A 24,491-nucleotide genomic window follows, 5' to 3' on the forward strand; every position below is an offset into this window, starting at 1 on the left:
GGCTTTCAGCATAGCCAGAAAATGACATGAATGCCAATTTAGGGTGCTTCAGTCTCTTCCAATAAGCCGCCACCTAACGCTTTGTATAACGTCAGTTGGTTACGCAAACGCGCCAGATCAGTATCAATTTCTGATAATTGAGCATCGATCAGACTGCGCTGTGCATCTAACACTTCCAAGTAGCTATCAACACCAGCATCAAAACGTTTTTCTGCTAATTCCAAGCTACGTGCCGTGGCTGTGGTTAAATCATGTTGCGCATTTAATTGATTTTCCAAAGTCTGACGTGCTTCTAATTCGTCATAAACTTCTTTGAAAGCCGTTTGAATAACTTCTTGGTAGCGAACAACGCTGACTTCTTTCTGCAGTTCAGCGACATCTAAATTGGCACTGTTAATACCCCAATCAATCAATGGAATATTAAACTGTGGTGCGATCTGCCAAGTACGGCTACTCGCTTCAAACAAATTCGAAGTACTGCTTGAGGCAAAACCCAAACTGCTGGTTAAGCTAATGCGAGGGAAGAATGCAGCACGTGCTGCACCGACATTGGCATTGGCAGATTTAATCGCTAACTCAGCCGCCACAACATCAGGACGTTGCAGCAAGACATCAGATTGCAGATTGTCAGGTAGCTTACTTAATACATCGGCAGTTTCCAGTTGCTCTGGATAATCTGCTTTGTTCAGCGGTTCACCGACCAATAACTCTAACAAGGTAAAGTTTTGGTTAGATTGCTGTTCGAACTGCGCTTCTGCGATACGGGCTTCATGTAACGCTGTTTCTGCTTGGCGTAATGCCAGTTCTGATGACAAACCACCTTCATAACGGCGTTGAATCAAACCATAACTCTCTTCACGCGCTTCACGTGTAGATTTAGCCAAGTTTAATTGTGCCAAACTTGCCTGCCAGCTGAGATAGGCATCAGCTACTTCAGCAACCAGCGTCAGTTGTGTGCTTTTCAACGTCGCATCTTGCGCCAAGAAATCATTTAAAGCAGCTTGTTCAAGGCTATCGAGGCGACCGAAGAAATCGATTTCCCAAGATGGAATTCCAACACCGACGCTGTACTCTTCAAACACGCCACTTTGACCAAACTGGTTGCTATTACCAGAGAGTCGCTGACGTGTGTAACCACCATCACCATCTAACATTGGCAATAGCTCTGCACGGCGAATACGGTATTGAGCACGCAGCTGCTCAACCATAAGTGCAGTTGCTTGCAAGTTACGGTTATTGTTTAAAGAGCTGGCGATAAGGCCTTGCAACGCCGCATCTTGGTAAAAGTCACGCCAGCCGATATCGGCAGCCGTCAGCTGTTCATTGGCATCCTGCTTTTCAGGCAGTGGGCTTGGATTCTCTGGACGTTGATAGTCTGGAATCATTGAGCAGCTGCTCAGGGTCAAAGCCAGCAAGCTGGCGCTTAACCAGGTCCGTGTAAATGTCATGCTAAATCTCCTGTAGCAGCAGTTTGATTGGCCGGATCTTTACCTGTGAGCTTTGCCGCTAAGCGGAATACCACAACGAAAAATACCGGAATAAAGAAAATGGCGAGAGTTGTCGCAGCTAACATGCCACCAAAGACACCTGTGCCGATGGCATTTTGCGCACCACTACCTGCACCCGTTGCCAACATTAATGGCGCGACACCTAACATAAAGGTTAGTGCTGTCATGGCAATTGGCCGTAGTCGCATACGGATAGCTTCTAGGGTTGCATCCGTCAGTGATTGCCCTTGCTCATAAAGCGATTTAGCAAACTCAACAATCAAGATCGCATTACGTGCTGATAAACCTATCGTCGTTAACAGACCTACTTGGAAGTATATGTCATTGGACATTTCACGGCCTAGTGCAAATGCCACGGCGCCTAATACACCAAGCGGTACAACCATCATGACTGAAAATGGTACTGACCAGCTCTCATAAAGCGCTGCCAAGAAGAGGAATACCACCAACACTGACAATGCATAAAGTAACGGTGCTTGCGCGCCAGAAGCACGCTCTTGCAACGACAATGCTGTCCATTCGTAACCAATGCCTGCCGGTAATTCTGCAATCAGTTCCTCCATGGCCAGCATAGCTTCACCAGAGCTTAAACCCGGTGCCGCCTGACCTTGAATATTCATCGCAGAAACACCGTTATAACGCTCTAAACGTGGCGAACCATAAACCCATTGTGATGAGCTGATAGCTGACATCGGGACCATTTCACCTTCGTTATTACGGACATACCAGTTACTGATGTCTTCCGGCATCATCCTAAATGGTGCTTCACCTTGGACATAAACACGCTTAACACGACCTTTATCAATAAAGTCGTTAACGTAAGTTGAGCCCCACGCTGTGCTGAAGGTGTTGTTAATATCATCCAATGAAACGCCAAATGACATGGCTTTTTGATGGTCAATATCAATCTTCAATTGTGGTCGATCTTGCAGACCATTGTGACGAACCTGACTTAGTCTCGGATCTTGGTTGGCTTTCGCTAACAAAGTATCGCGAGCACTCACCAATTCCTCATGACCAAGCCCGCCCAAGTCTTGCAGCATTAAGTTAAAGCCACTGGCATTACCTAATTCACGAATTGGCGGCGGTGCTATGGCAAAGGCAAATGCATCGTTAAATTGGCTCATGAAGCCAGAGGCTCGATTGGCTATAGCCTGAGCACTTTGGTCTGGCCGCGTACGTTCACTCCACGGTTTGAGGTTAACGAACAAAATACCGGCATTTTGACCGCGACCACTGAAGCTAAAACCGATAACGGTGAAAATCGATTCGACGTTTTCAGCTTCTTGTTCAAGATAAAACTCTTCAATGCGATTCATGACTTCGATAGAACGCTCTTTCGAAGCATTCACCGGTAATTGCATCTCATTGAAGATGATCCCTTGGTCTTCATCAGGGAAGAACGATGTTGGTAATTGGGTAAATAAGTACGCCAAGCCACCGACGATCAATAAATAGACCAGCATGGTTCGACCCCAACGATTGATCAAATAACCGACAACCGTCTGCGTTTTTTGACTGGTACGGTCAAAAGTACGATTAAACCAACCAAAGAAACCTTTTTTCTTGGCAGGATCATGTGCTGCATCTTTTAATAAGGTGGCACACAAAGCGGGAGTTAAGGTCATGGCAACCAATAATGACAACGCCATGGCTGACACGATCGTTATCGAGAATTGTCGATAAATAACCCCCGTCGATCCCGGGAAAAACGCCATCGGAATAAATACGGCAGACACTGTTAATACGATACCGACCAAGGCGCCAGAAATTTGATCCATAGATTTCCGGGTGGCTTCTTTAACAGGCAGCTTATCCTCGTGTATAACCCGCTCAACGTTCTCGACAACAACGATAGCGTCATCCACCAAAAGACCGATGGCTAAGACCATGGCGAACATGGTCAACATATTGATGGAGAAACCGAACGCCAGCAGAATACCGAAAGTACCTAAGATAACGACAGGTACCGCAACCGCTGGAATCAGGGTCGCCCGGATATTCTGTAAAAACAGATACATGACCAAGAAGACCAAGATCATGGCCTCTACCAGTGTTTTCACCACACCTTCGATGGAGATTTTGACGAATGGGGTTGTGTCGTAAGGGTAGGTGACTTTTAAGCCTTCCGGAAAAAATGGCTCTAAATCGGCAATACGATCGCGCACGGTTTGAGCCGTTTCTAAGGCATTAGCGCCAGATGCTAAGGTAATACCCAGACCCGCAGCAGACTGCGTGTTGTACTCCGTTTCGTATTGGAAGTTTTCACCACCAAGTGATACGCGAGCAACATCTTTCATCCGCACTTCAGAACCATCAGGATCAACGCGTAGCAAGATGTTCTCGAACTCTTCGATGGTCTCCATGCGAGTTTCAACGATGATGCTGGCGGCAATCTGTTGACCTTCAACAGCGGGTGTACCACCGACTTCACCTGCGGCGATTTGGACGTTTTGCTCACGAATCGCAGTAACAACATCACCTGTTGTCAGCTTGTAGTTAGCCAACTTGTCGGCATCTAGCCAAATACGCATTGCATACTGAGAGCCAAATAAGTTGATCTGACCTACGCCGGTTACCCGACTTACGGGATCTTGGATATTTGCAGCCACATAGTCAGCAATATCGTAGCGATCCATTTTGCCGTTTTCAGAGACAAAGCCCATAACCATCAAAAAGCCGGTACTGGACTTAGTGACACGAATACCTTGTTGTTGCACCTCTTGTGGTAGCAGTGGCATGGCAACTTGTAACTTGTTTTGCACCTGGACTTGGGCAATATCTGGATCCGTATCCGCCAAGAAAGTTACAGTGATTTGACCGACGCCATTCGAATCACCGGTTGAGCTGATGTATTGCAAATCATCTAGGCCGGTCATATTTTGTTCAATGACCTGAATCACCGAGTCTTCAACGACCTGTGCCGAGGCGCCAGGGTAGGCAGTACGAATCTCAATGGCAGTCGGTGCGATACCTGGGTATTGGGCGATCGGTAACTGAAAAATAGACAGTAACCCTGCCAACATGATCAGGATGGCGATGACCCATGCAAAGATAGGGCGATCGATAAAAAAGCGTGCCATGAATTATTCCCCGCTTTGCTTTAATTGCTGTTGTTCATCAACATTGACTTCGGCGCCTTCAGCAATTTTTTGCAGACCTTCGACAATCACTTTCTCACCAGCCTCTAAGCCTGACTCGCTCAACCAATGATGGTTGATGCTGCGGCTGACATTGATAAAGCGTTGTTCAACAATATTATTGTCATTCACTAACATGACAGAGGCACGACCTTCACGATCAAAAATAACGGCTTTATGTGGTACTAGAATGGCATCGTTCATCCGGCCTTCTTCGACTTCAGCGCGAACATACATTCCCGGCAGCAAAATGCCATCTGGATTAGGAAACTTGGCGCGCATAACAATACTGCCGGTGTTTTGGTTCACATTAACTTCAGAGAATTGCAGTTCACCGGTATGTTCATAAAGGCTGCCATCTTCGAGCAAAAGGTTAACCGATGGTGCTTCCTCACCAGCAACACGACCTGCCATTAATTGACGGCGAAGTTGCAGGATTTCTTTTGAAGCCTGTGAGATGTCGACATAAATTGGATCAAGCTGATGTATTGTCGCCAAGCTATTAGTTTGACCAGCATTGACTAAGGCACCTTCTGTGACATGTGAGATACCAATCTGACCATCAATAGGGGCGTTGACCTTGGTATAACGAAGATTAATTTCTGCTGATTCCAGTGCTGCCTGATTAACGGCGATTTCAGCTTTAGCTTGTTCAAAAGCTGCTAACGCTTCGTCATATTCTTGTTGGCTAATGGCATTATCGTCGAGCAAGTTTTTGTAACGTTGTTCGCGACGCTCTGTGACTTTTAAATCGGCTTTTGCACGTTGCAGTGTTGCTTTGGCATTGTTAACCACGGCTTGATAAGGCGCGGCTTCGATTTGATAAAGTTGTTGACCAGCTTTGACAGCAGCGCCTTCGGTGAATAAGCGAGACTCAATAATGCCATCTACTTGTGGACGTACTTCTGCCATGCGGATTGCCGTTGTGCGAGCTGGCAGCTCTGTTTGAATATCAATCGCCTGAGTCTTCAGTTCAACAACATTGACGGTCATTTTTGGCATCGCCACTTGCTGTTGCTCAGCATCACTATCTGAAAGACAGCCCGTTAAAAACAAGCTGCTCAGTAATACTGGCGTTAGAAAAGAGCGAAAATGGCTGCGCGATAACATAAAAACTCCTGTATTAATCCGCTTTTGGGGTAGCGATCGCATCCCAAGATGCGGTGATAATCTCGCAAAGTCGGTTAGGATCGACTTGAATAACGCCGATAAGTTGCTGGCGGGCAAGATACATATAGGGCTCAAAGCTCAAACTGGCTAAAACATCATCTTGTAGATCTTTGATTTCACCGGAAGCACGACCTTTGGCAAACAAGTCTCGTAATGGGGCAAACATGCTCCAGGCATCTTCGCGATGGCTACGCAAAATGTCGGGTGGTAAATGATCAAACTGTGCTTTGCTGAGCAAGACAGAGGGGTTGTTGTTCAAAAAGCTCCACAGGTTGCAGCAAATACGGTGATGCTGGTCCGCCAAAGGTTTTTCCGTATCTTGGTCAACAAAGATTGCCTCAGCAAATTGCTGCAATATTTTTAAGTGTAACTCTCTAATCATTGAGTCACGGTCTTCAAAATAGAGATAAACCGTACCCGTGGCGACGCCTGCTTTAGCTGCCAATTGTTTGATAGAGAATCCATGAAAACCACAGCTGGCTAATAACTCCAGCGCAGCGTTTAGGATCGCATTACGTTTTTCTGAGCTTGCACAAGAAAGGATCATGTTAGGGGAAACTGATTGAATGAACGTTCATTCATATTATAGAAAAAATAGATGACAGTAAAATGTAATTTGGTTTTTTTTCGTTAAAGCAGGTTTTTGGCTAAGGCAATAAGCTGTTGTTTTTCGCTGTCTAGAACGAGACTTTTGTCAGCATGATCTAAATCATATTGGGAAATACGGCGCACATCTTCTGCAAAAACATTGGCATTGGTTGTCATCAATGCCTGCAATGATTTTTGTAAGCGGATATGAACCTCAATGAGACCACCAGCATCACGAGCAATGGGTAAAAACAGATCATCCATCACATCGCTAAGCTGCATACTCGGCACCCATAGGTTTTGATATTGAGCTTTTGCAACAGGATCTTTAGCTATTTTCCAGTGCTGTAAGATTCGAACGCTACGACTTAAGATATCAATAGCAGTGCCCGGATCATTGACGGCTGGTGATAATGCGCGAGAGGCAATTTCACCTAAAACGCACATGCCAAACCGAGGATCTTGTTCAAAAGAGCGTTCATCGCCAATAGAAAAAGCACGGCGAATATGATTGATTAAATTTGTATCGCGAGTATTTCTAAGCCAGGCTATAGGCTCGCCAGTATGCACAAATTTACCGGTAAGACTTAATATGCCGACTTCGGCACTATGCTGACTAGCCATTGAAGCGATCGAGCCGGTATCGATATGTTGGATAAAACCAATTTTATCGGTAAAGATAGCGATGGCATCTGCTGGAACATTGCTACTTTCCATGGGGCGACCACCTAAAAAGGGATAGCTCATACGTTCAATTAATGCTTTTTCAGTCGCAACCTCAACCCGTTTGCTGGTTTCACCAACACGGCCAAGTCGAGACAGGTGTTCAATCCAGCGCAAGATGGTAATAACAATAATGGCAATAACTGCCAGGGTCGTTGCAAATAAAATAATCAAGCCGGTTTGGCCATAAATATCCATATGCAAAGCAATGATGCCAACCAAGCTATAAATAAAACTGCCGAGAAATGTCGCTAGTACATTTTGGCTAGTGGTGTCTTTTTTCACTAATTGGTTGGCACGGGGTGTTGCACCTGAACTGGCTGAAGCATAGGCGGAAACCATGACACCTAGTGAAAAGGTGGTGACCGCTAACATGCTGGAAGCAACGATATGTAGGATATCGCTGACAGCGGAGCTACTGATAGAAAATGGCAGAGGGTTATCGATGAGCTTTTCGAGTGGAATGGCAACAAGCGCAATAAAAATAGCTAACAGTCCAAACAAAGCGGCTCGTAACCACAGTTTTTGAAGTAGCTGGTTTAATAACCACTGCCATTTTGAAAACATTCACACACTCCGATAACCATTTATTGGCGAGAACTATTATGCCTAGAAGCGATAAATAGGCATAAAAAAACCGACGTTAAGTCGGTTTCTTTAAAAATAAGGGCAAAGCGTTACTTAAGGTGAGAATGATGAACCACAACCGCAAGTTGTCGTGGCATTCGGATTACGGATCACAAACTGTGAACCTTCAACACCATCTGTGTAATCAATTTCAGCGCCAACTAAATACTGGTAGCTAGCAGGATCGATCAACAGGGTTACACCTGCTTTCTCAACTTGGGTATCACCTTCGCTGACTTCTTCTTCAAAGGTGAAGCCATACTGAAAGCCGGAGCAACCACCACCGGTGATAAACACCCGTAGTTTTAATTGATCATTACCTTCGTCAGCGATTAATTCGCTAACTTTAGCCGCTGCCGAATCAGTAAATAAGACTGGGCTAGGCATTTCGCTGGTCATAACAAACTCCGCAAATATATTTTTAAACGTCTGTCAGTATCTAATTTCTGACTAATTTAGTCAAGATTTGTCAGCGTCTGACTCTTGACCAGTAAGCTGCAAATTATCGCCATCATTACTTTCATGGCTGACATTCAACACATTGTCATCAACACTAGTATGAACAAGCTGACCATTTACTGCGGCGCCCATTGCCATTTCTAGATAACGATAGAAAACATTGCCATCAATTTGAGCATTGCCTGCAAGTTCAACATGATCGCTTGCGTAGATATGGCCTTTGACACTACCGTTGATTAGTTGGTTAGCAACACGAATTTCACCCTGCACACGGCCTTTTTCACTAAGTGTCAACATGGCGGCTTCACCTTCATCAGCAATGATGTTGCCTGTCACTGAACCATCAATACGAAGCCCGCCGCTAAAGTGCACATCCCCTTTGATATGGGTGTTTTCACCAATTAAGGTATCAATTCGAGTAACTTTTCGGGCTTTAGTCGTTTTTTGCTTGCTGAACATGTTTTACCTCATGGTTCGTTGGGCATGATTTCCTGCCAATTAAAGGCACGTGTAATTAATGGTTTATTTTTCTGTGTAATCGTTACGACAAGCTGTGCAGGGGGAGTTTCAGATGGTGAAAACGTCCCTTCAATGACCTGTACAAAGCGTAGATTCAATCCATGTTCACCAATAACGTCTGTGTTATCTGGTTTTTCTGTATTAGGTAGTAAACTAACGGCAACATGGCCGGTTAATGGCTCACTAATATTATCGCCTTGCGTTAAGACAATCCGGTAGCGAAGATGGTTTGCCTCATTGCCTTCGGCGCGAAGCTGTACTTCCCTGACTTGCAACTCACTGCTGCCACTGCCTTGTGTGACTGTTTGATAAAACAATAATTCTTTGTTCAGATCAATGATCTTTTGTTGTAACTGCTGAAGCCTTGTTTCCAGTTGATTGGTGGCAACTTGATGAATCGCCTCCAACTGCTGTTGGCTGGTTTGTGTTTGGCTAAGCGCCTGAAATTGAGGTCTTATCTCATCGAGCTCTTGTTTCAGTCGGCTATTCTCTGCCACTAATTCGGCTTGCTGGGCACTGATGTAACGATGGTAATACCACTGAGCCAGACCAGTAATAAAAACAACTAAGACAATCCACATCAGGCACCGAAAAGGGCGCCGTTGGCGGATTTCATAATCATGCAGCGCGGCCATCAGGGTAATGTCGCGATAGTTTGCAATCCTTGCGTTTCATCAAAGCCAAACATAATGTTCATGCATTGAATCGCCTGTCCTGAGGCGCCTTTCACTAAATTATCGATTACCGATAACACCACAACGGTATTGCCTCCTTGCGGCTGATGAACCGCCAAACGACAAGTATTCGCACCACGAACACTACGTGTTTCTGGGTGTGCACCGGCGGGCATGACATCAACAAATGGTTCATTGGCATAATGTTCTTCAAACAATGCTTGTAAGTCAGTAGCGCCTTGAAGCTGACCATACAGTGTTGCATGAATACCGCGAATCATTGGTGTGAGATGGGGAATGAACGTAAGGCCAACGGCTTGGTTAGCCATTTCTGTCAGCGTCTGGCGAATTTCAGGTAAATGGCGATGGCCATTCGCGCCGTATGCTTTAAAGCTTTCACTTGTCTCAGTTAATAACGTACCAATAGCCGCTTTTCTACCAGCACCACTCACGCCCGATTTCGCATCGGCAATTAATTGTTGTGGATCAATCAAACCTGCTTTAAGTAATGGGTAAAAGCCCAGTTGAATGGCTGTTGGATAACAACCCGGTACGGCAATTAGCTGTGCTGATTGAATAGCTTCGCGGTTTAATTCTGGCAGGCCATATACTGCTTGTTCAGCATATTCAGGACAGGTATGTGGGGTGTTGTACCACTGCGCCCACAGATCCGTATCTTTTAGTCTGAAGTCAGCAGATAAATCGATAACGCGAACGCCGCGTTTTAATAATGAAGGCACACTACTCATGGCAACAGTATGCGGTGTTGCAAAAAACACGACATCACATGCTGCTAAAGCATCTTCATCTGGTTCAGTAAATGTCAGATCGAGATGGCCGCGCAAGTTAGGAAACATGTCAGCAACGGGCATACCCGCCTCACTACGTGAGGTGATGATTTCAATCTTAACGTCTGGGTGTGGTGCCAGCAGTCTGAGAAGTTCGACACCGGTGTAACCGGTCCCACCGACGATTGCTACTTTAATCATATTCCTTCCTAAAACATTTGCCGCAACATCATAAAAGAGCCTAGCTTAAAGCAAAAGGGCTAATCCTGTGTTTGCCACTATTTCAATCGTTTTAAAAGCAATGGGTCAACACGAAGCGTCGTATCATCTCCAGCTGGTTGCTGTTGCCAGTTTTTTAGGGGGGCAGCTTGTGTTTGTGCTTCAACCTGCGCATCTTGCCACTGTATTTGCCAATATTGTTTAGCGGTTTGAATGAGGTACTGACCTTGTTCAATTGTGGCTTGATTGAAATCGGTAAGGTCGATAATTAAGTCATGGAGACGCAGATTAATTGATTGACCAAAAAAGTTACTCGGGCACCAGCAAAGTAAATTTTGAATCGCTTCTTTAGTTGGCTGCCAGCGTAATATCGTGGTTAATACGTCTACGACGGCATTTTCGCCAACATATTTGAGGTGATGCCATTGCCCCCAACTACTCAGCAATAAGATATCAATGCTGTTAATAAGGTTTGTCTGTGCCGAGCTAAAACTTAATGGGTCACTCTGATTACTGGTCATTTGTAACCCTTGTTGTTGCAGTTGGTCTAAAGGAGCTGGCTGCAAATTGGTTAACAAAATGAGTTGTGTCGCAACCGCAGGTTGTTGCAGTGCTTCAGCTTGAATCGGCGGAATAGGCTGCGCGACAGTTGAGCGTAACAATTGTTGACTCATATCTAAGATATGTTGACTGGCCAACTCTGGCTTTGGATCACTGATACGTAACCAGCTATTGCGTGTTAATAAACGGTTGATGATGGCAAATGCCATCACGCTGACCAAGTCATCATGGCTAAATAGTGCATTTTGCGGGGCGTTACTGGGGGCTAAATCACTAAGATGCCATCGAGTACTGTTTTCGAGGCGATATAAATTAATCTGTTCTAAACCACCCTCAGGCAAGCCCGGTAAAGCTAAATCAATGGTGGTATCGGCTGGTGGATTTATCATCAGCGCGAGATATTTGCTGGCGGATTTAAGCTGCGTGGTATCAAGCGATAACTGCTGTGCAAATTGTTGTGCTTGTTGTAATTGGGCTGACAGCCACCGCCAACGCTCAGCAGGTTGGGTTAATAAGATCCGTATGCCTTGTGTTAAAGGTTGATCTATATTTCGGACAAATTGTGCTGACCACTGCCAATGCGAAATCAGATTTTGTATAAAGTTTTGTCGCCAAGGCTGTGTGGGATGAAGCACTTTATTTGATAAACGCTCATGGCTGAGCCGGTATAACGACTCTCTCGCCCTTAGTAGAGATTTATCATCTTGCCTGCGACTGAGTGCAATGAGTTTGAGATTAGCGGTACAAAGTGCAGTGTTATCTTTTTCGCCAGCTTCTAAACGCTGCTTCAGCAATAGACTTAAATTATCGATTTCTGGATATAGCTGACATTGCTGAGTCGCAAACAGCAAATCCAGATCGTGCTGTGGGCCTTGATGAAATGCTAAAAACCAATAGTGCACAAAGTCATCAAGATATTGCTGGGCGCTAACTTCAAACGGAGCGCCAAAGTCTAAAACACTGGTTTCATTACTTCGCACTTGCGTTCGTAACGTTTCTGCCAAATTGGCATAAGCAGCTTGCTCTTTGCTGCTGATGGACCACCAAAGAGGCAGGCTTCCGGCCAGTGTTAAGCCATTGGTGTAAAAGTCAGCCAGTTGTTGTTTTATTGCTGGTGATTGCTGAAGGTTGGTTTCACTGACTAACTGGTAGTCGAGAGTGATGCCCATTTGTGCCGTCCAATTTTGGATCGCTATCAGTTTTTGATTTAGCGCGGCAATCGCCTCTGGCGACAAATGAAATTGATGTACAACCCAAATCGTGAAACTGGCTGGCACCGGATACCGTAAGCCATTGAAGTTACTAAGAAGGTAGATGCCTTTTATTGCGTAACGTCGGAGGGCTTTACGACGAAACTGAAAATTACGGTCAACGCTAGTGGCAGCACGTAATGTGTCGATTGTTGGTTGATAATCAGCGATACCAACGGGACAATCTTCGTTGGTATAGCCGGGCAATAACTTGAAACTGCCATGTAATAACAATGGCAACAATTGGAAAAATAATGCTTGGGGGTACGGCGCCATCGCCGTCAATCGATTTAACTGGACACGATTATGTGTTTCGTTAAGTTGAAGCGACTGCGCGCGTTCCCCTAACATGTTTAGTGGCGGAAGTGGCGCATACCAGTGAAGACCATGGCAATACCATGTTCATCTGCGGCAGCAATAACCTCATCATCACGCATCGAACCACCCGGTTGGATAACCGCTTTAATGCCAGCTTCTGCAGCGGCATCTAAACCATCACGGAATGGGAAGAATGCATCCGACGCCATAACCGCACCTGGTACGGTTAAGCCTGCATCTTCGGCTTTAATGCCTGCGATACGACTTGAAACGACACGACTCATTTGGCCTGCACCGATACCAACGGTTTGTTGGTCTTTGGCATAAACAATCGCGTTTGATTTCACATATTTCGCAACACGCCATGCAAACAATAAGTCAGCTAATTGGGCAGCATCTGGTGCTAATTTGGTAACGACTTTCAGCTCTTGTTCCGTGACCAACTGAATATCGCGGTCTTGAACTAACAGGCCGCCAGTGACGCGTTTGAAATCAAGGCCACTATTTGCGTTTGCTGGCAAGTCACCACAAATTAACAGGCGAACATTGGCTTTTTTCGCAACGATGTCAGCAACACCTTCTGCGACGCTTGGCGCGATAATGACTTCAACAAATTGACGATCGATGATGGCTTGAGCTGTTTGTGTATCTAACGGTCTGTTGAATGCGATAATGCCACCAAACGCTGAGGTTGGATCTGTTTGGTAAGCCAAATCATAAGCTGTTAACAAATCGTCAGCGCAGGCAACACCACATGGGTTCGCATGTTTCACGATGACACAAGCTGGTTGCTCGGTGAATGCTTTGACACATTCCAGTGCAGCATCAGTGTCGGCGATATTGTTATAAGACAGTTCTTTACCTTGTAATTGAACTGCAGCACCAATTGAGCCTGATTCAGGGGTAGCTTCACTGTAAAACGCTGCGTTTTGGTGAGGGTTTTCACCGTAGCGCATGTCCTGTTTCTTATGGAATTGGCTGTTAAATGTGCGAGGGAACGCATTTTTGCTACCATCTTCGGCGATTGTGCCAAGATAGTTAGCAATCATGCCGTCATAATGTGCTGTATGTTCAAAGGTCTTTAATGCCAGATCAAAACGTGTCGCATCATCAGTGCCACCGTTATTTTTGATTTGATCTACTACGCGCGCATAGTCTGCTGGGTCAATCAGTACCGTAACATCAGCATGATTTTTAGCAGCAGCACGTAACATGGTTGGACCACCGATATCGATGTTTTCAATTGCATCAGGCAATGAACAGTCAGGTCGCGCAACGGTCGCTTCAAAAGGATATAAGTTTACGACAACCAAATCGATTGGCTTGATGTCATGTTCGGTCATGATGGCATCATCAGTACCACGGCGACCTAATAAACCACCGTGAATTTTCGGATGCAGGGTTTTAATACGACCCGCCATCATTTCTGGAAAACCAGTGTGGTCAGAGACTTCAATAACGGGTAAACCCGCATCAGCCAATAGTTTAGCGGTACCACCGGTAGATAATAATTCTACGTTAAGTGCGTTTAATTGTTCTGCCAGCGCGACAATACCAGTTTTGTCAGAAACACTTAGCAGAGCACGTTTAATTGAATTCATGCAGTTTTTCCAGAGAGCGTAAAAACGGCTTACAAGCCGTATTGTTTGAGTTTTTTGCGAAGGGTGCCACGGTTGATGCCGAGGATTTCGGCAGCACGGCATTGATTGCCATGCGTATGTTCCAATGTGGCTTTTAGTAATGGGACTTCCACCTCGGTCATCAACATATTGTAGAGATTGGCGGTTGGCGTGCCATCAAGTTGTTCGAAATAGGTTTTGAGCGCATGTTCGACACACTCCTTCAGGGGCGCGTGACGAGTTTCTGGGCTGACGCCCAGATCGACGCAGCCTTCCATTGAGGAGTCGAGTGCTTTGTTCATGCGGCAAGCGGATCCTTTTGCGAGGCCTGTTCGGCCAATTGCGTAAAAAAAGCTTCAGTGTACGCCAGTTGTTGCGCGGCGTGTTCAAGTTGATTCATTTCTTGACGGAACGCATTGCCATCGCGTAAACCCTTGCTGTACCAAGCAATATGCTTACGCGCCATACGCACACCTGAATATTCACCATAGAAATCGTACAGTGTCTTCAGGTGAGTAATCAAGGTGTCACGAACTTCTGTTATTAAAGGCGGTGCTAATTTTTCGCCGGTGCTGAGGTAATGCAAAATCTGCTGAAATAACCATGGGTTACCTTGTGCCGCCCGACCAATCATCAGGCCATCGACGCCGGTTTTTGCAAAAACATGTGCTGCTTTTTCTGGGCTATCAATGTCACCATTAGCAATCACCGGGATCTGAATACGGCTTTTAATATCCGCAATGGTGTCGTATTCGGCATCACCTTGATACAAATCGGCACGCGTTCGACCATGAACCGCTAATAATTGGATGCCAGATTGTTCAGCAATTTGCGCTATCCGCAGCCCATTTTTATTTTGTCTATCTGCGCCTGTGCGAATCTTTAATGTGACAGGCACATCAACGGCATTCACTACGGCTTCTAGAATGTCACCAACTAATTTCTCATGTGGCAATAAGGCGGAACCGGCCATGGCATTGCAGACTTTTTTGGCAGGGCAACCCATGTTGATATCAATGATGTGAGCGCCTTGGTCAACATTATGTTGAGCCGCCTCAGCCATCATTTGTGGGTCAGCACCAGCAATTTGTACACTTCGCGGCTCAGGTTCACCATCATGATTAGCGCGTAGCAGAGATTTTTTGCTGGCCCATAGGGCTTTATTGGCCGTGATCATTTCTGATACTGCCATGCCCGCCCCCAGTTTTCGACATAACTGTCGAAATGGGCGATCAGTCACACCGGCCATCGGTGCCAAAAATAAATTATTGGGCAACTGATAAGGGCCGATTTGTACTGATTTAATGCTCATGTCGAACACCTGACAATCGCATCCACTCATCTAACTGTGCTGGCTCATCCATCGTAAAGTAAGGCAGATAAGCGTTTTGTACCATATCAGCCTGTGTATCTAAGACACCAGACAACACGATATCGCTCTTTGTGTGCGTTAAGGTCGCAAACAATGGTGCTAATTCGGTTAATGGGCCAGCCAAGATATTGGCAAGTAATAGGTCGCATTCAAGTTGTGGTGCATCTTTAGGCAAATAGGTCTCAATCGTAACCCCATTACGCTCGGCATTATCTTGCGTGGCTTCGAGTGCCTGCGGATCGGTATCAACACCAATGACACGCTCAGCACCAAGCAATGCTGCGGCGATACCTAAAATGCCGCTACCACAGCCATAATCGATAACGGTTTTGCCTTTGACGGCTGCTTTATCTAGCCAGCGAAGACATAAAGCAGTTGTTGGATGCGTGCCAGTACCGAATGCTAAACCGGGATCTAGCAGGATATTCACCGCATCTGCCTGAGGTGGTTGATGCCAGCTAGGCACAATCCAAAGCTGGTCACCAAAGCACATAGGCTGGAAGTTATCCATCCATGCGCGTTCCCAATCTTTGTCTTCAACCGCTTCCATTTTAAAAGGCGGTAATTCACCTTGAAAAAATGGTTTTACAGCAGCGCGCATATCCGCTTCGGTAACATTGGCATCAAATAAGGCAATGACTTGCGTTGCTGACCATAACGGTGTTTCACCGACAGGAGGTTCATAAATAGGTTGATCAGCATTGTCCTGAAACGTAACCGCCGCCGCGCCAGCCTCAGTTAAGGCATCGGATAGCGCGTCGGCAGCGTCAGGAGTGCTGTTGAAAATAAACTGGACCCAGGCCATCGTCGTGACGGCTTACAGGCCGAGCTTTTTCTCAAGATAGTGAATATTGGTGCCACCCGTTTGGAAGTGGGTGTCATCCATAATGTCACGATGCAATTCAACATTGGTTTTGATACCGTCAATGCCGATCTCTTTTAATGCTGTCTGCATACGCGCAATCGCTGACTCACGCGTGTTACCGTAAGCGATAAGCTTACCAATCAGTGAATCGTAGTTAGGTGGTACACGATAGCCACTATATAAATGTGAGTCCATACGAATGCCTGCGCCACCTGGAGCGTGGTAGTGCGTGACCACACCAGGACTAGGCATAAAGGTACGTGGATCTTCAGCATTAATACGACATTCGATGGCATGACCTTTCATCTTAATGTCTTCTTGTTTTACTGATAATGGTAGGCCTGATGCAATACGAATTTGCTCAGCAACCAAGTCCATATCAGTAACACGCTCAGTGACAGGGTGCTCTACCTGAATACGGGTATTCATTTCGATGAAGTAGAACTCGCCATCTTGGTATAAGAACTCAAACGTACCCGCACCACGGTAACCAATACGCACACAAGCATCAGCACAAATTTTACCCATACGAGCACGCATTTCAGGCGTGATTCCCGGCGCAGGCGCTTCCTCAACCACTTTTTGGTGGCGACGTTGCATTGAACAGTCACGCTCACCTAAATGAATGGCATTGCCATGTTCGTCTGCTAATACTTGGAATTCGATGTGACGTGGGTTTTCAAGGAATTTCTCCATGTAAACCATATCGTTACCGAATGCGGCTTTAGCTTCTGACTTGGTCAGGGCAATAGCATTCAGCAAATGTGCTTCGCTATGCACTTCGCGCATACCGCGACCGCCACCACCGCCAGCAGCTTTAATGATGATCGGATAACCGATTTCACGTGCTAATTGCAGGTTAGTTTGATCATTAGTACCGAGTGGGCCATCAGAACCTGGCACACAAGGGACACCGGCAGCTTTCATCGCTTTGATAGCAGAAACCTTGTCACCCATCAGGCGAATGGTTTCAGCACGAGGACCGATGAAAATAAAGCCACTTTGCTCAACACGTTCAGCAAAATCTGCATTTTCTGACAAGAAGCCATAACCAGGGTGAATGGCGGTGGCATCAGTGATTTCAGCAGCACTGATCAAAGCAGGAATATTTAAATAGCTTTGATTTGATGGTGCAGGACCGATACAGACGGTTTCATCCGCCAGCAGGACGTGTTTCAGATCACGATCCACATCTGAGTGAACCGCTACAGTTTTGATATCCATTTCCCAACAAGCGCGCAGAATACGCAAAGCGATTTCGCCACGGTTGGCGATAACAATTTTATCAATCATGGTATGAGATTATCCGCAGTTTGGATCAGCATGGAAGTCGGACAAGACCGACTTAAGGCTTAAGCAATAACGATCAGCGGTTCGTCATATTCAACCGGGTGACCATCTTCAACCAAAATGGCTTTAACTGTACCGCTACGGTCAGCTTCGATTTGGTTAAACATTTTCATCGCTTCGATAATGCAGATGACATCACCAGCACTGACTTGTTGTCCTACTTCAACGAATGCTGCAGCTTCTGGTGAAGATGAACGATAGAAGGTACCAACCATTGGTGAGCGAATCGCATTCGCATCATTATTTGCTGCAGGTGCTTCTGCAGTTGGCGCTGCGGCCGGTGCAGCGGCTGCTACTGGGGCTGGTGCTGCGACTTGGTATTGTTGTGGTTGTGGCGCATATTGCACGGCTGTTGAGCTATTACGGCTGATTCTAACCGATTCTTCACCTTCTGAGATTTCGATTTCGGCAACATCAGATTCTTGGATCAGATCAATCAGTTTTTTAATTTTACGAATATCCATGGATTAACCTTTTTTGATGTGATTAAAGGCAGCTTGTAGTGCCAGAAAATAACCTTGCGCGCCCAAACCGCAGATCACGCCAACTGCCAGCTCCGAAAAATACGAATGCTGACGAAACGTTTCACGACGGTGCACGTTAGATAAATGTACTTCGATAAATGGAATATCAACGGCTGCAAATGCATCACGTAGCGCGACGCTGGTATGCGTAAAAGCAGCAGGATTGATAATAATAAAATCAGTGTTTCCCCGCGCTTGCTGAACGGCATCAACTAGTTCATGTTCAGCATTACTTTGTAGGGTTTGCAACTGATGACCAGCCTCTGCGGCAGCATTTTTCAATTGCTGATTGATATCATCAAGGGTTGTCGCGCCGTAAATTTCAGGCTCCCGCTGCCCCAGCAGATTGAGATTGGGGCCATGTAGCACTAAAAAATTCGCCATTGAAACTGATATCCGTTTATCGGTGACTTAAGGCGCGATTTTGCACCAGCAAGCGGGACAAAGTCCAGTTTTTTACTAAATTAGCGGTTTTTTGTCGCGAATGTCGGCGAAAAGGCTATTTTTTGAATTTTTGGCCTAATTCTCTTGAGCTGCTTGGAGTTTTGCCAGATGTGCCTGCATTTCATCGGCGCTGACATGACCCACTAAACGACGGTTGGCATATTCTTCACCACCAGCTGCGAAAAATACCATAGTCGGTGGGCCAAATACTTTGAGCTGTTTCAAAATGGCCTGATGGTCGGCGGTGTTATCGGTTAAATCAACTTTTAATAAGTTGAAAGATTTCAACATAGCCAACACGGTTGGATCTTTAAAAGTGGTTTGTTCCATCGTCTTACAATCAGTACACCAATCAGCATAAAAATCGAGCATCATTGGTTGTTGGCTATTACTTAAGGCACGCTCTAATTCTGCTGGTGAATTAATTAGCGTAAATGACAAAGTCTCTTGGCTGGTTTCCGTGCTAACACCTTTTAAGTGTTTAAGGGGTTGCCAAATACTTTGCGCACCGCTGGCAGCGCCAATCATTAACAAGGTGCCAAAAATGAGTCCAAGTAAGCCCAGACCTTTCCAGAACTTTTGCCAACCAGTGGCATCAATACCTAACGATTCCAGTGCCCCCATATAAACGGCACTGACCACGATTAAGCCTGCCCATAATGCCAGCGTCAGACTGGCAGGAATCACACGAGATAACATCCAAATCGCTAAGGCAATGAGTAAAACACCAAATACAGCTTTAACGGTTTCCATCCAATTACCGGCTCGAGGCATCAGACTGCCAGCAGAGCTACCAATAATAAGTAGTGGAATGCCCATGCCAATGCTCATTGCAAATAAGGCGGCACCACCTAAAACCGGATCGGCATGTTGACTAATAAAGAGTAGGGCGCCAGCTAATGGTGGTGCTAGACATGGTCCGACAATCAGACCAGACAATAAACCCATCAAGGCAACACCAATAAACTTACCACCACGTTGTTGGTGGCTTATTTGATGTAATCGGTGTTGCAGACGATGTGGTAATTGCAGCTCGTAAAAGCCGAACATAGATAAGGCCAGTAACACCAAGACCAAACTAAACGCACCAATGACCCAAATGTTTTGTAAAAGGGCTTGTAAGTTGCCGCCCAATAAACCTGTTAATACACCGGCAGTGGTATAGGTAACCGACATCGCTAACACGTAAACGAGCGATAACATAAATGCGCGGCGTGTAGTGACTGACTCCCCCTCACCAACAATGATGCTTGAGAGGATCGGGATCATTGGAAATACGCAAGGCGTGAAGGCGAGTAATAAACCTAAACCCAAAAAGCTGATGAGGATTTTTGGCAGATTTTCACTGGCTAGATGCGCCGCGATAGTGTCTTGGCTACTTTGACTATTGATACTGGTGACGGGGTTTGGCGCTTCACTGATAGGTGTTGTGATGGGGGGATCACCTTGCGCAATAGCTGGCAGCTTTAGCTGTGTCGTTTTAGTTTCTGGTGGATAACAAATATTAAATGTTTCAGAGCAGCCTTGATAATGGACTTCTAAGGTAATGCTTTGAGTGCTGTCAGGTCGGTTAACTGGGACGGTTAACAACACATCGTCAAAGTAGACTTCGGTCAGTCCAAAATAAGCATCATTTTTGTTGGTGCCTTGGGGTAGGTTGAGAGTTTTTAGCGTGACCCTATCGTTATCGATAATCCGCGCTTCAATTTTATTGCGATAGAGATAGTTTCCTTGCGCAATTTGCCAGCCAATATGTAGGTTTTGAGGATCTTTCACGCTAGCCGAAAAACGAAATGCGTCATCGACGGCTAACGGCTCATCTCCATCGCCAAAACCAAGCTGTTGCAAAACACTTTCGCGCGCATGCAAGTTGCAGCTAACCAAGATTAGAAAAAAAATTACCAGTGAACGCATAGAGCCTCAGACGCGTAAATATCACTCAATCCAACCATTCTAACAGGCCAATCATACAATGCCGTATAAGCAACAGGGTGCCATGTTGTCTTTAAACTGTAATAATTGGCGCCTTTATAGCGGCGACTTGGGTGTCTTGTGGAAATCAAAACCATTCATGAACTTGAAAAGCAGGCCTTTAAAAAAAGCCACGCTGAAATTGGCCGGATAGGTGCGGCATTATTCTTTTTGGCAGCAGTTCTTGTATTTAGTTTCACTACCAGCGGTGGTGTTCCAAATAATTTATTTTTAGCCATTGCGGCTGTATTCGGCGCCTATATGGCAATGAATATAGGCGCGAATGACGTGGCCAACAATGTTGGTCCGGCGGTTGGTTCTCGAGCCATGACCATGGGCGGTGCGATTGTTATCGCCATGATTTTTGAAGCCTCAGGTGCGTTTATCGCTGGCGGTGATGTGGTCTCGACCATTAAAGGCGGCATCATTGATATCCAAGGATTTGGCGGTAATACCGATGAATTTGTCTGGGCCATGATGGCAGCATTATTAGCTGCTGCAATGTGGTTAAACCTTGCAACTTATGCGGGTGCGCCAGTTTCAACGACACACTCCATTGTTGGTGGCGTTATGGGCGCAGGTATCGCCGCAGCTGGATTCACAATTGTTGATTGGGGCACTATGGGCGCCATTGTCAGCTCTTGGGTTATATCACCTTTGTTTGGTGGTGTTATCGCGGCAACATTCCTACTGGCAATCAAGAAAACTATTATTTTCCGTGATGACAAAATCAGCGCCTCTTATAAATGGGTGCCGGTTTATGTAGGTGTCATGGCATGGGCATTTGCAACTTACCTCATCATCAAAGGTATCTCTAAGATCTGGAGCAAAATCATTGAACTGGTTAATTTTTTGCCTGGTGTCGAGATTGAAGTTGCTAGCAAACCCTCATTTTTATCTGCATTGATCATTGGTTTATTGATTGGTTTAGCGGTTTATAAACTGGTCAAAAAGCGTCTCAAGAAAAAATTACCAGAGATGAGCAATGACAGAGGTAGCGTTAACACGCTGTTTACCATTCCATTAGTTTTTGCTGCGGCGCTATTAAGCTTTGCACATGGAGCCAATGACGTTGCCAATGCGATTGGTCCTTTGGCCGCGATTAACGATGCGATTATGACCGGTGGCATTACGGCACAAGCCGGTATTCCATTTTGGGTTATGGCTGTTGGTGCATTGGGTATTGCTTTGGGGTTGGGTTTATACGGTCCGCGCCTAATCCGCACGGTTGGTGGTGAAATTACCGAACTTGACCAAATGCGTGCTTATTCCATCGCAATGGCAGCAGCGTTAACGGTCATTATTGCCAGTCAGCTTGGTTTGCCCGTTTCAACGACACATATCGCTATCGGCGGTGTCTTTGGTGTCGGCTTTTTACGTGAGTGGTTAGATGAATCTAACACTATCGAACGTGAAATTCGCAAAGATAAAAGCGATTTGAAAGATGAGAAAAAACAGCTCAATGCCCTGCGCAAAGAGCTGGATTCACTGCAAAACAAAGGTAGCAAAAGCGTAGATGAATATCAGCGTGTCACCACTTTGTATCGTTTGATTGATGAAGAAGAGTCAGCCATCAAGAAAGCCAAAAAGCAGTTGAAGAAAGAGCAGAAAAACCTGTTTGTGAAACGCGATATGGTGAAAAAAATCATCACGGCTTGGGTGGTTACTGTCCCAGCGGCAGCAGTATTGTCTGCGATGGTGTTTTACATGATTAAAGGCATCATGCTGTAAACCGACTGACTTAAATCGGTCATCAAATAGCCGCATGATAAGGCGTTGTTTTTCATTGCAGGACAAAACATGCTGGCTAAATTAAGTGCCTTACCTGACGCTGTTCGCCAATATTTGGTGGTAACGGTCAGCTATTGGGCATTTACCCTGACAGATGGGGCTTTGCGCATGCTGGTGGTGTTATTTTTCCACCAGCTTGGTTACAGCCCCCTCGAAGTTGCCATGTTATTCGTGTTGTACGAATTTTTTGGCATTGTCACCAATCTGTTTGGTGGCTGGTTGGGCGCGCGCCTTGGGCTTAATATCACCCTTCACCTGGGTTTATTTATCCAAATTGTTGCCTTAGCCATGTTGTTGGTTGATCCCGCATGGCTAACTGTTGCTTATGTAATGGTGGCGCAAGCTTTATCCGGTATTGCCAAAGATCTGAATAAGATGAGTGCCAAGTCCAGTATTAAGATGCTGGTGGACGATGCGCAGCAAAACACGCTCTACAAATGGATAGCAGCTTTAACGGGTTCAAAAAATGCGTTGAAAGGTGTTGGTTTCTTTGTCGGTGCGGCATTGTTGTATTGGATCTCATTTCGCGGTGCGCTATTAGTTTTAATGGGGTTATTACTAATAGTGTTGATTTGGAGTCTGGTGGCACTTAAACGAGATTTGGGTCGTAGCCAATTCAAGCCTAAATTTCGCGATGTGTTCTCCAAAAGCCAGACCGTCAATTATCTATCAGCTGCCCGTTTCTTTTTATTTGGCTCACGCGATGTTTGGTTTGTTGTCGCATTGCCTGTTTTTCTGCATAGTCAGCTGCAATGGCCCAGCATTTATATCGGTGCCTTATTAGCAACTTGGGTGATTGGTTATGGCATGGTGCAAGCGCTTACCCCAAAACTGACGGGTTATTCAAAACAACATGCCCCTGATGGTTATCAAGTGTGGCTTTGGTCTTTACCTTTGATGTTTCTGCCATTAACGCTTAGTGCCGCCATATACTGGAATATTGCTTTATGGTCGGCCATGACCGTTGGCTTATTCATTTATGGTGTGTTGTTTGCGATCAATTCGGCAGTACACTCTTATCTAATTGTTGCTTATGCCAATGCGAATGGCGTATCGCTGGATGTAGGGTTTTATTACATGGCCAATGCTGCGGGACGCTTGTTCGGCACTATTTTGTCAGGCTGGATTTATCAGCAGGCAGGGTTAGCAGCATGCTTATTGGTATCGGCAATGATGATTGCTGCGGCGAGTATTATTTCAAGAATGTTACCGAGGCATAGCTATACCTGATGCGGTTTGCCGCGCTGTTATCATTTTGTCATATTTGACAGGTAGGCTTGTGCCCAATTATTGACTGGGAATGGATTTATGGCGACGACCGTACTGTTAGTGGAAGATGACGCGGCAATCCGCGACATGTTGAGTTTCAGCCTCAAACAAGCGGGGTTTACTTGTGAGCCAGCACGGGATGCTGAGCAAGGTCTAGAGTGGTTAAAAAACCAACAACCAGACATGATTTTGTTGGACTGGATGCTTCCTGGTATTGATGGCATCGAATTTATTCGTCGTCTGCGCGCCAATGAATTTTTAGCGTCAATCCCGGTCATCATGCTCACCGCAAAAGGCGAAAGTGAGGACATGGTGAAAGGTTTAAGTGTTGGTGCTGATGATTACATCAACAAGCCGTTCTCACCGCCTGAGCTGATTGCACGTATCAAAGCCGTTTTACGTCGTTGCCGCCCACTCGGCGATGATGATGCTCAGAAGCTGCAGTTCGGTGATTTAGTGTTGGATACCAAAAGTCACCGTGTCACGGTTAATGGTAGCCGTATTGAGTTAGGGCCTACCGAGTTTCGTTTATTGCACTTTTTCATGAAAAACCCTGAGCGCGCTTATAACCGATCGCAACTACTGGACTTTGTTTGGGGCGATACCGTTTATATCGAAGAGCGAACAGTTGATGTCCATATCCGTCGTTTACGTAAAGCGCTTGAACCAACAGGACATGATCCGTTGGTACAAACTGTGCGTGGCGTTGGCTACCGTTTTTCAGTCGAATAAATAGGCACTA

General features: G+C 45.7%; 21 protein-coding genes. 3 read left to right on the top strand and 18 right to left on the bottom strand.

Translation table 11 applies throughout. The features are described 5' to 3' along the window. Window positions 1-38: 38 nt before the first annotated feature. From OMP94_RS06175 to dsbD, 18 genes are all read right to left on the bottom strand, one after another. A complete protein-coding gene (locus OMP94_RS06175; protein WP_266277271.1) occupies window positions 39-1,448 on the bottom strand; it encodes an efflux transporter outer membrane subunit in 1,410 nt (469 codons plus the stop codon). After that, on the bottom strand, window positions 1,445-4,591 hold the full coding sequence (locus OMP94_RS06180; RefSeq protein ID WP_266277273.1) for an efflux RND transporter permease subunit: 3,147 nt from the start codon (window positions 4,589-4,591) through the stop codon (window positions 1,445-1,447). The genes OMP94_RS06175 and OMP94_RS06180 overlap by 4 nt, the downstream gene beginning before the upstream one ends. A 3-nt stretch (window positions 4,592-4,594) precedes the next feature. Beyond that, window positions 4,595-5,758 carry an efflux RND transporter periplasmic adaptor subunit gene (locus OMP94_RS06185; protein ID WP_266277275.1) on the bottom strand — a complete coding sequence of 388 codons (1,164 nt, stop codon included), beginning with the start codon at window positions 5,756-5,758 and terminating at the stop codon, window positions 4,595-4,597. 13 nt (window positions 5,759-5,771) lie between these two features. Next, a complete protein-coding gene (locus OMP94_RS06190) occupies window positions 5,772-6,365 on the bottom strand; it encodes a TetR/AcrR family transcriptional regulator (RefSeq protein WP_266277277.1) in 594 nt (197 codons plus the stop codon). An 83-nt stretch (window positions 6,366-6,448) separates the two neighbouring features. Continuing rightward, window positions 6,449-7,696: a DUF2254 domain-containing protein gene (locus tag OMP94_RS06195; protein ID WP_266277283.1), complete on the bottom strand. Its 1,248-nt coding sequence runs from the start codon at window positions 7,694-7,696 to the stop codon at window positions 6,449-6,451. A 114-nt stretch (window positions 7,697-7,810) separates the two neighbouring features. Continuing rightward, on the bottom strand, window positions 7,811-8,155 hold the full coding sequence (gene erpA, locus OMP94_RS06200) for an iron-sulfur cluster insertion protein ErpA (RefSeq protein WP_266277285.1): 345 nt from the start codon (window positions 8,153-8,155) through the stop codon (window positions 7,811-7,813). A gap of 60 nt (window positions 8,156-8,215) precedes the next feature. Further along, on the bottom strand, window positions 8,216-8,674 hold the full coding sequence (locus tag OMP94_RS06205) for a bactofilin family protein (RefSeq protein WP_266277291.1): 459 nt from the start codon (window positions 8,672-8,674) through the stop codon (window positions 8,216-8,218). Between the two features lie 8 nt (window positions 8,675-8,682). After that, window positions 8,683-9,315 (bottom strand): DUF6776 family protein, encoded by a 633-nt coding sequence (locus OMP94_RS06210; protein WP_266277293.1) that lies wholly within the window; start codon window positions 9,313-9,315, stop codon window positions 8,683-8,685. 53 nt (window positions 9,316-9,368) lie between these two features. Beyond that, window positions 9,369-10,397, bottom strand: coding sequence for an N-acetyl-gamma-glutamyl-phosphate reductase (gene argC / locus OMP94_RS06215; RefSeq protein ID WP_266277295.1), 1,029 nt, complete (start codon window positions 10,395-10,397; stop codon window positions 9,369-9,371). Between the two features lie 77 nt (window positions 10,398-10,474). Beyond that, entirely contained in the window at window positions 10,475-12,577 is a 2,103-nt protein-coding gene (locus OMP94_RS06220; RefSeq protein ID WP_266277300.1) for a class I adenylate cyclase, read from the bottom strand. Window positions 12,578-12,579: 2 nt separating this feature from the next. Beyond that, window positions 12,580-14,145 carry a bifunctional phosphoribosylaminoimidazolecarboxamide formyltransferase/IMP cyclohydrolase gene (purH, locus tag OMP94_RS06225; protein WP_266277302.1) on the bottom strand — a complete coding sequence of 522 codons (1,566 nt, stop codon included), beginning with the start codon at window positions 14,143-14,145 and terminating at the stop codon, window positions 12,580-12,582. A gap of 29 nt (window positions 14,146-14,174) precedes the next feature. Beyond that, window positions 14,175-14,465, bottom strand: coding sequence for a DNA-binding transcriptional regulator Fis (fis, locus tag OMP94_RS06230; RefSeq protein ID WP_266277305.1), 291 nt, complete (start codon window positions 14,463-14,465; stop codon window positions 14,175-14,177). Continuing rightward, on the bottom strand, window positions 14,462-15,475 hold the full coding sequence (dusB, locus tag OMP94_RS06235) for a tRNA dihydrouridine synthase DusB (protein WP_266277307.1): 1,014 nt from the start codon (window positions 15,473-15,475) through the stop codon (window positions 14,462-14,464). Before dusB ends, fis begins: the two co-directional genes overlap by 4 nt. Continuing rightward, complete coding sequence (gene prmA / locus OMP94_RS06240) at window positions 15,465-16,340, bottom strand: 50S ribosomal protein L11 methyltransferase (protein ID WP_266277309.1); 876 nt, start codon at window positions 16,338-16,340, stop codon at window positions 15,465-15,467. The genes dusB and prmA overlap by 11 nt, the downstream gene beginning before the upstream one ends. Before the next feature lie 12 nt (window positions 16,341-16,352). Next, entirely contained in the window at window positions 16,353-17,693 is a 1,341-nt protein-coding gene (gene accC, locus OMP94_RS06245; RefSeq protein WP_266277311.1) for an acetyl-CoA carboxylase biotin carboxylase subunit, read from the bottom strand. Window positions 17,694-17,752: 59 nt separating this feature from the next. Beyond that, complete coding sequence (gene accB, locus OMP94_RS06250) at window positions 17,753-18,214, bottom strand: acetyl-CoA carboxylase biotin carboxyl carrier protein (RefSeq protein ID WP_266277313.1); 462 nt, start codon at window positions 18,212-18,214, stop codon at window positions 17,753-17,755. A gap of 3 nt (window positions 18,215-18,217) precedes the next feature. Next, complete coding sequence (gene aroQ / locus OMP94_RS06255) at window positions 18,218-18,658, bottom strand: type II 3-dehydroquinate dehydratase (protein WP_266277315.1); 441 nt, start codon at window positions 18,656-18,658, stop codon at window positions 18,218-18,220. 135 nt (window positions 18,659-18,793) lie between these two features. Continuing rightward, window positions 18,794-20,632 (bottom strand): protein-disulfide reductase DsbD, encoded by a 1,839-nt coding sequence (gene dsbD, locus OMP94_RS06260; protein ID WP_266277317.1) that lies wholly within the window; start codon window positions 20,630-20,632, stop codon window positions 18,794-18,796. A gap of 138 nt (window positions 20,633-20,770) precedes the next feature. Here dsbD and OMP94_RS06265 point away from each other — a divergent pair, with 138 nt between their 5' ends. The 3 genes from OMP94_RS06265 (at window position 20,771) to phoB (ending at window position 24,481) form a co-directional block, all read left to right on the top strand. Then, window positions 20,771-22,420: an inorganic phosphate transporter gene (locus OMP94_RS06265; RefSeq protein WP_266277319.1), complete on the top strand. Its 1,650-nt coding sequence runs from the start codon at window positions 20,771-20,773 to the stop codon at window positions 22,418-22,420. Window positions 22,421-22,489: 69 nt separating this feature from the next. Next, the gene (gene arsJ / locus OMP94_RS06270) at window positions 22,490-23,710 is read left to right on the top strand and encodes an organoarsenical effux MFS transporter ArsJ (RefSeq protein ID WP_266277321.1); all 1,221 of its coding nucleotides are present in this window, start codon (window positions 22,490-22,492) and stop codon (window positions 23,708-23,710) included. Window positions 23,711-23,788: 78 nt separating this feature from the next. Next, window positions 23,789-24,481 (top strand): phosphate regulon transcriptional regulator PhoB, encoded by a 693-nt coding sequence (gene phoB / locus OMP94_RS06275; protein WP_266277323.1) that lies wholly within the window; start codon window positions 23,789-23,791, stop codon window positions 24,479-24,481. Window positions 24,482-24,491: the final 10 nt, after the last annotated feature.

This window comes from Methylophaga sp. OBS3, from assembly GCF_026319325.1.
GTDB lineage: Bacteria > Pseudomonadota > Gammaproteobacteria > Nitrosococcales > Methylophagaceae > Methylophaga.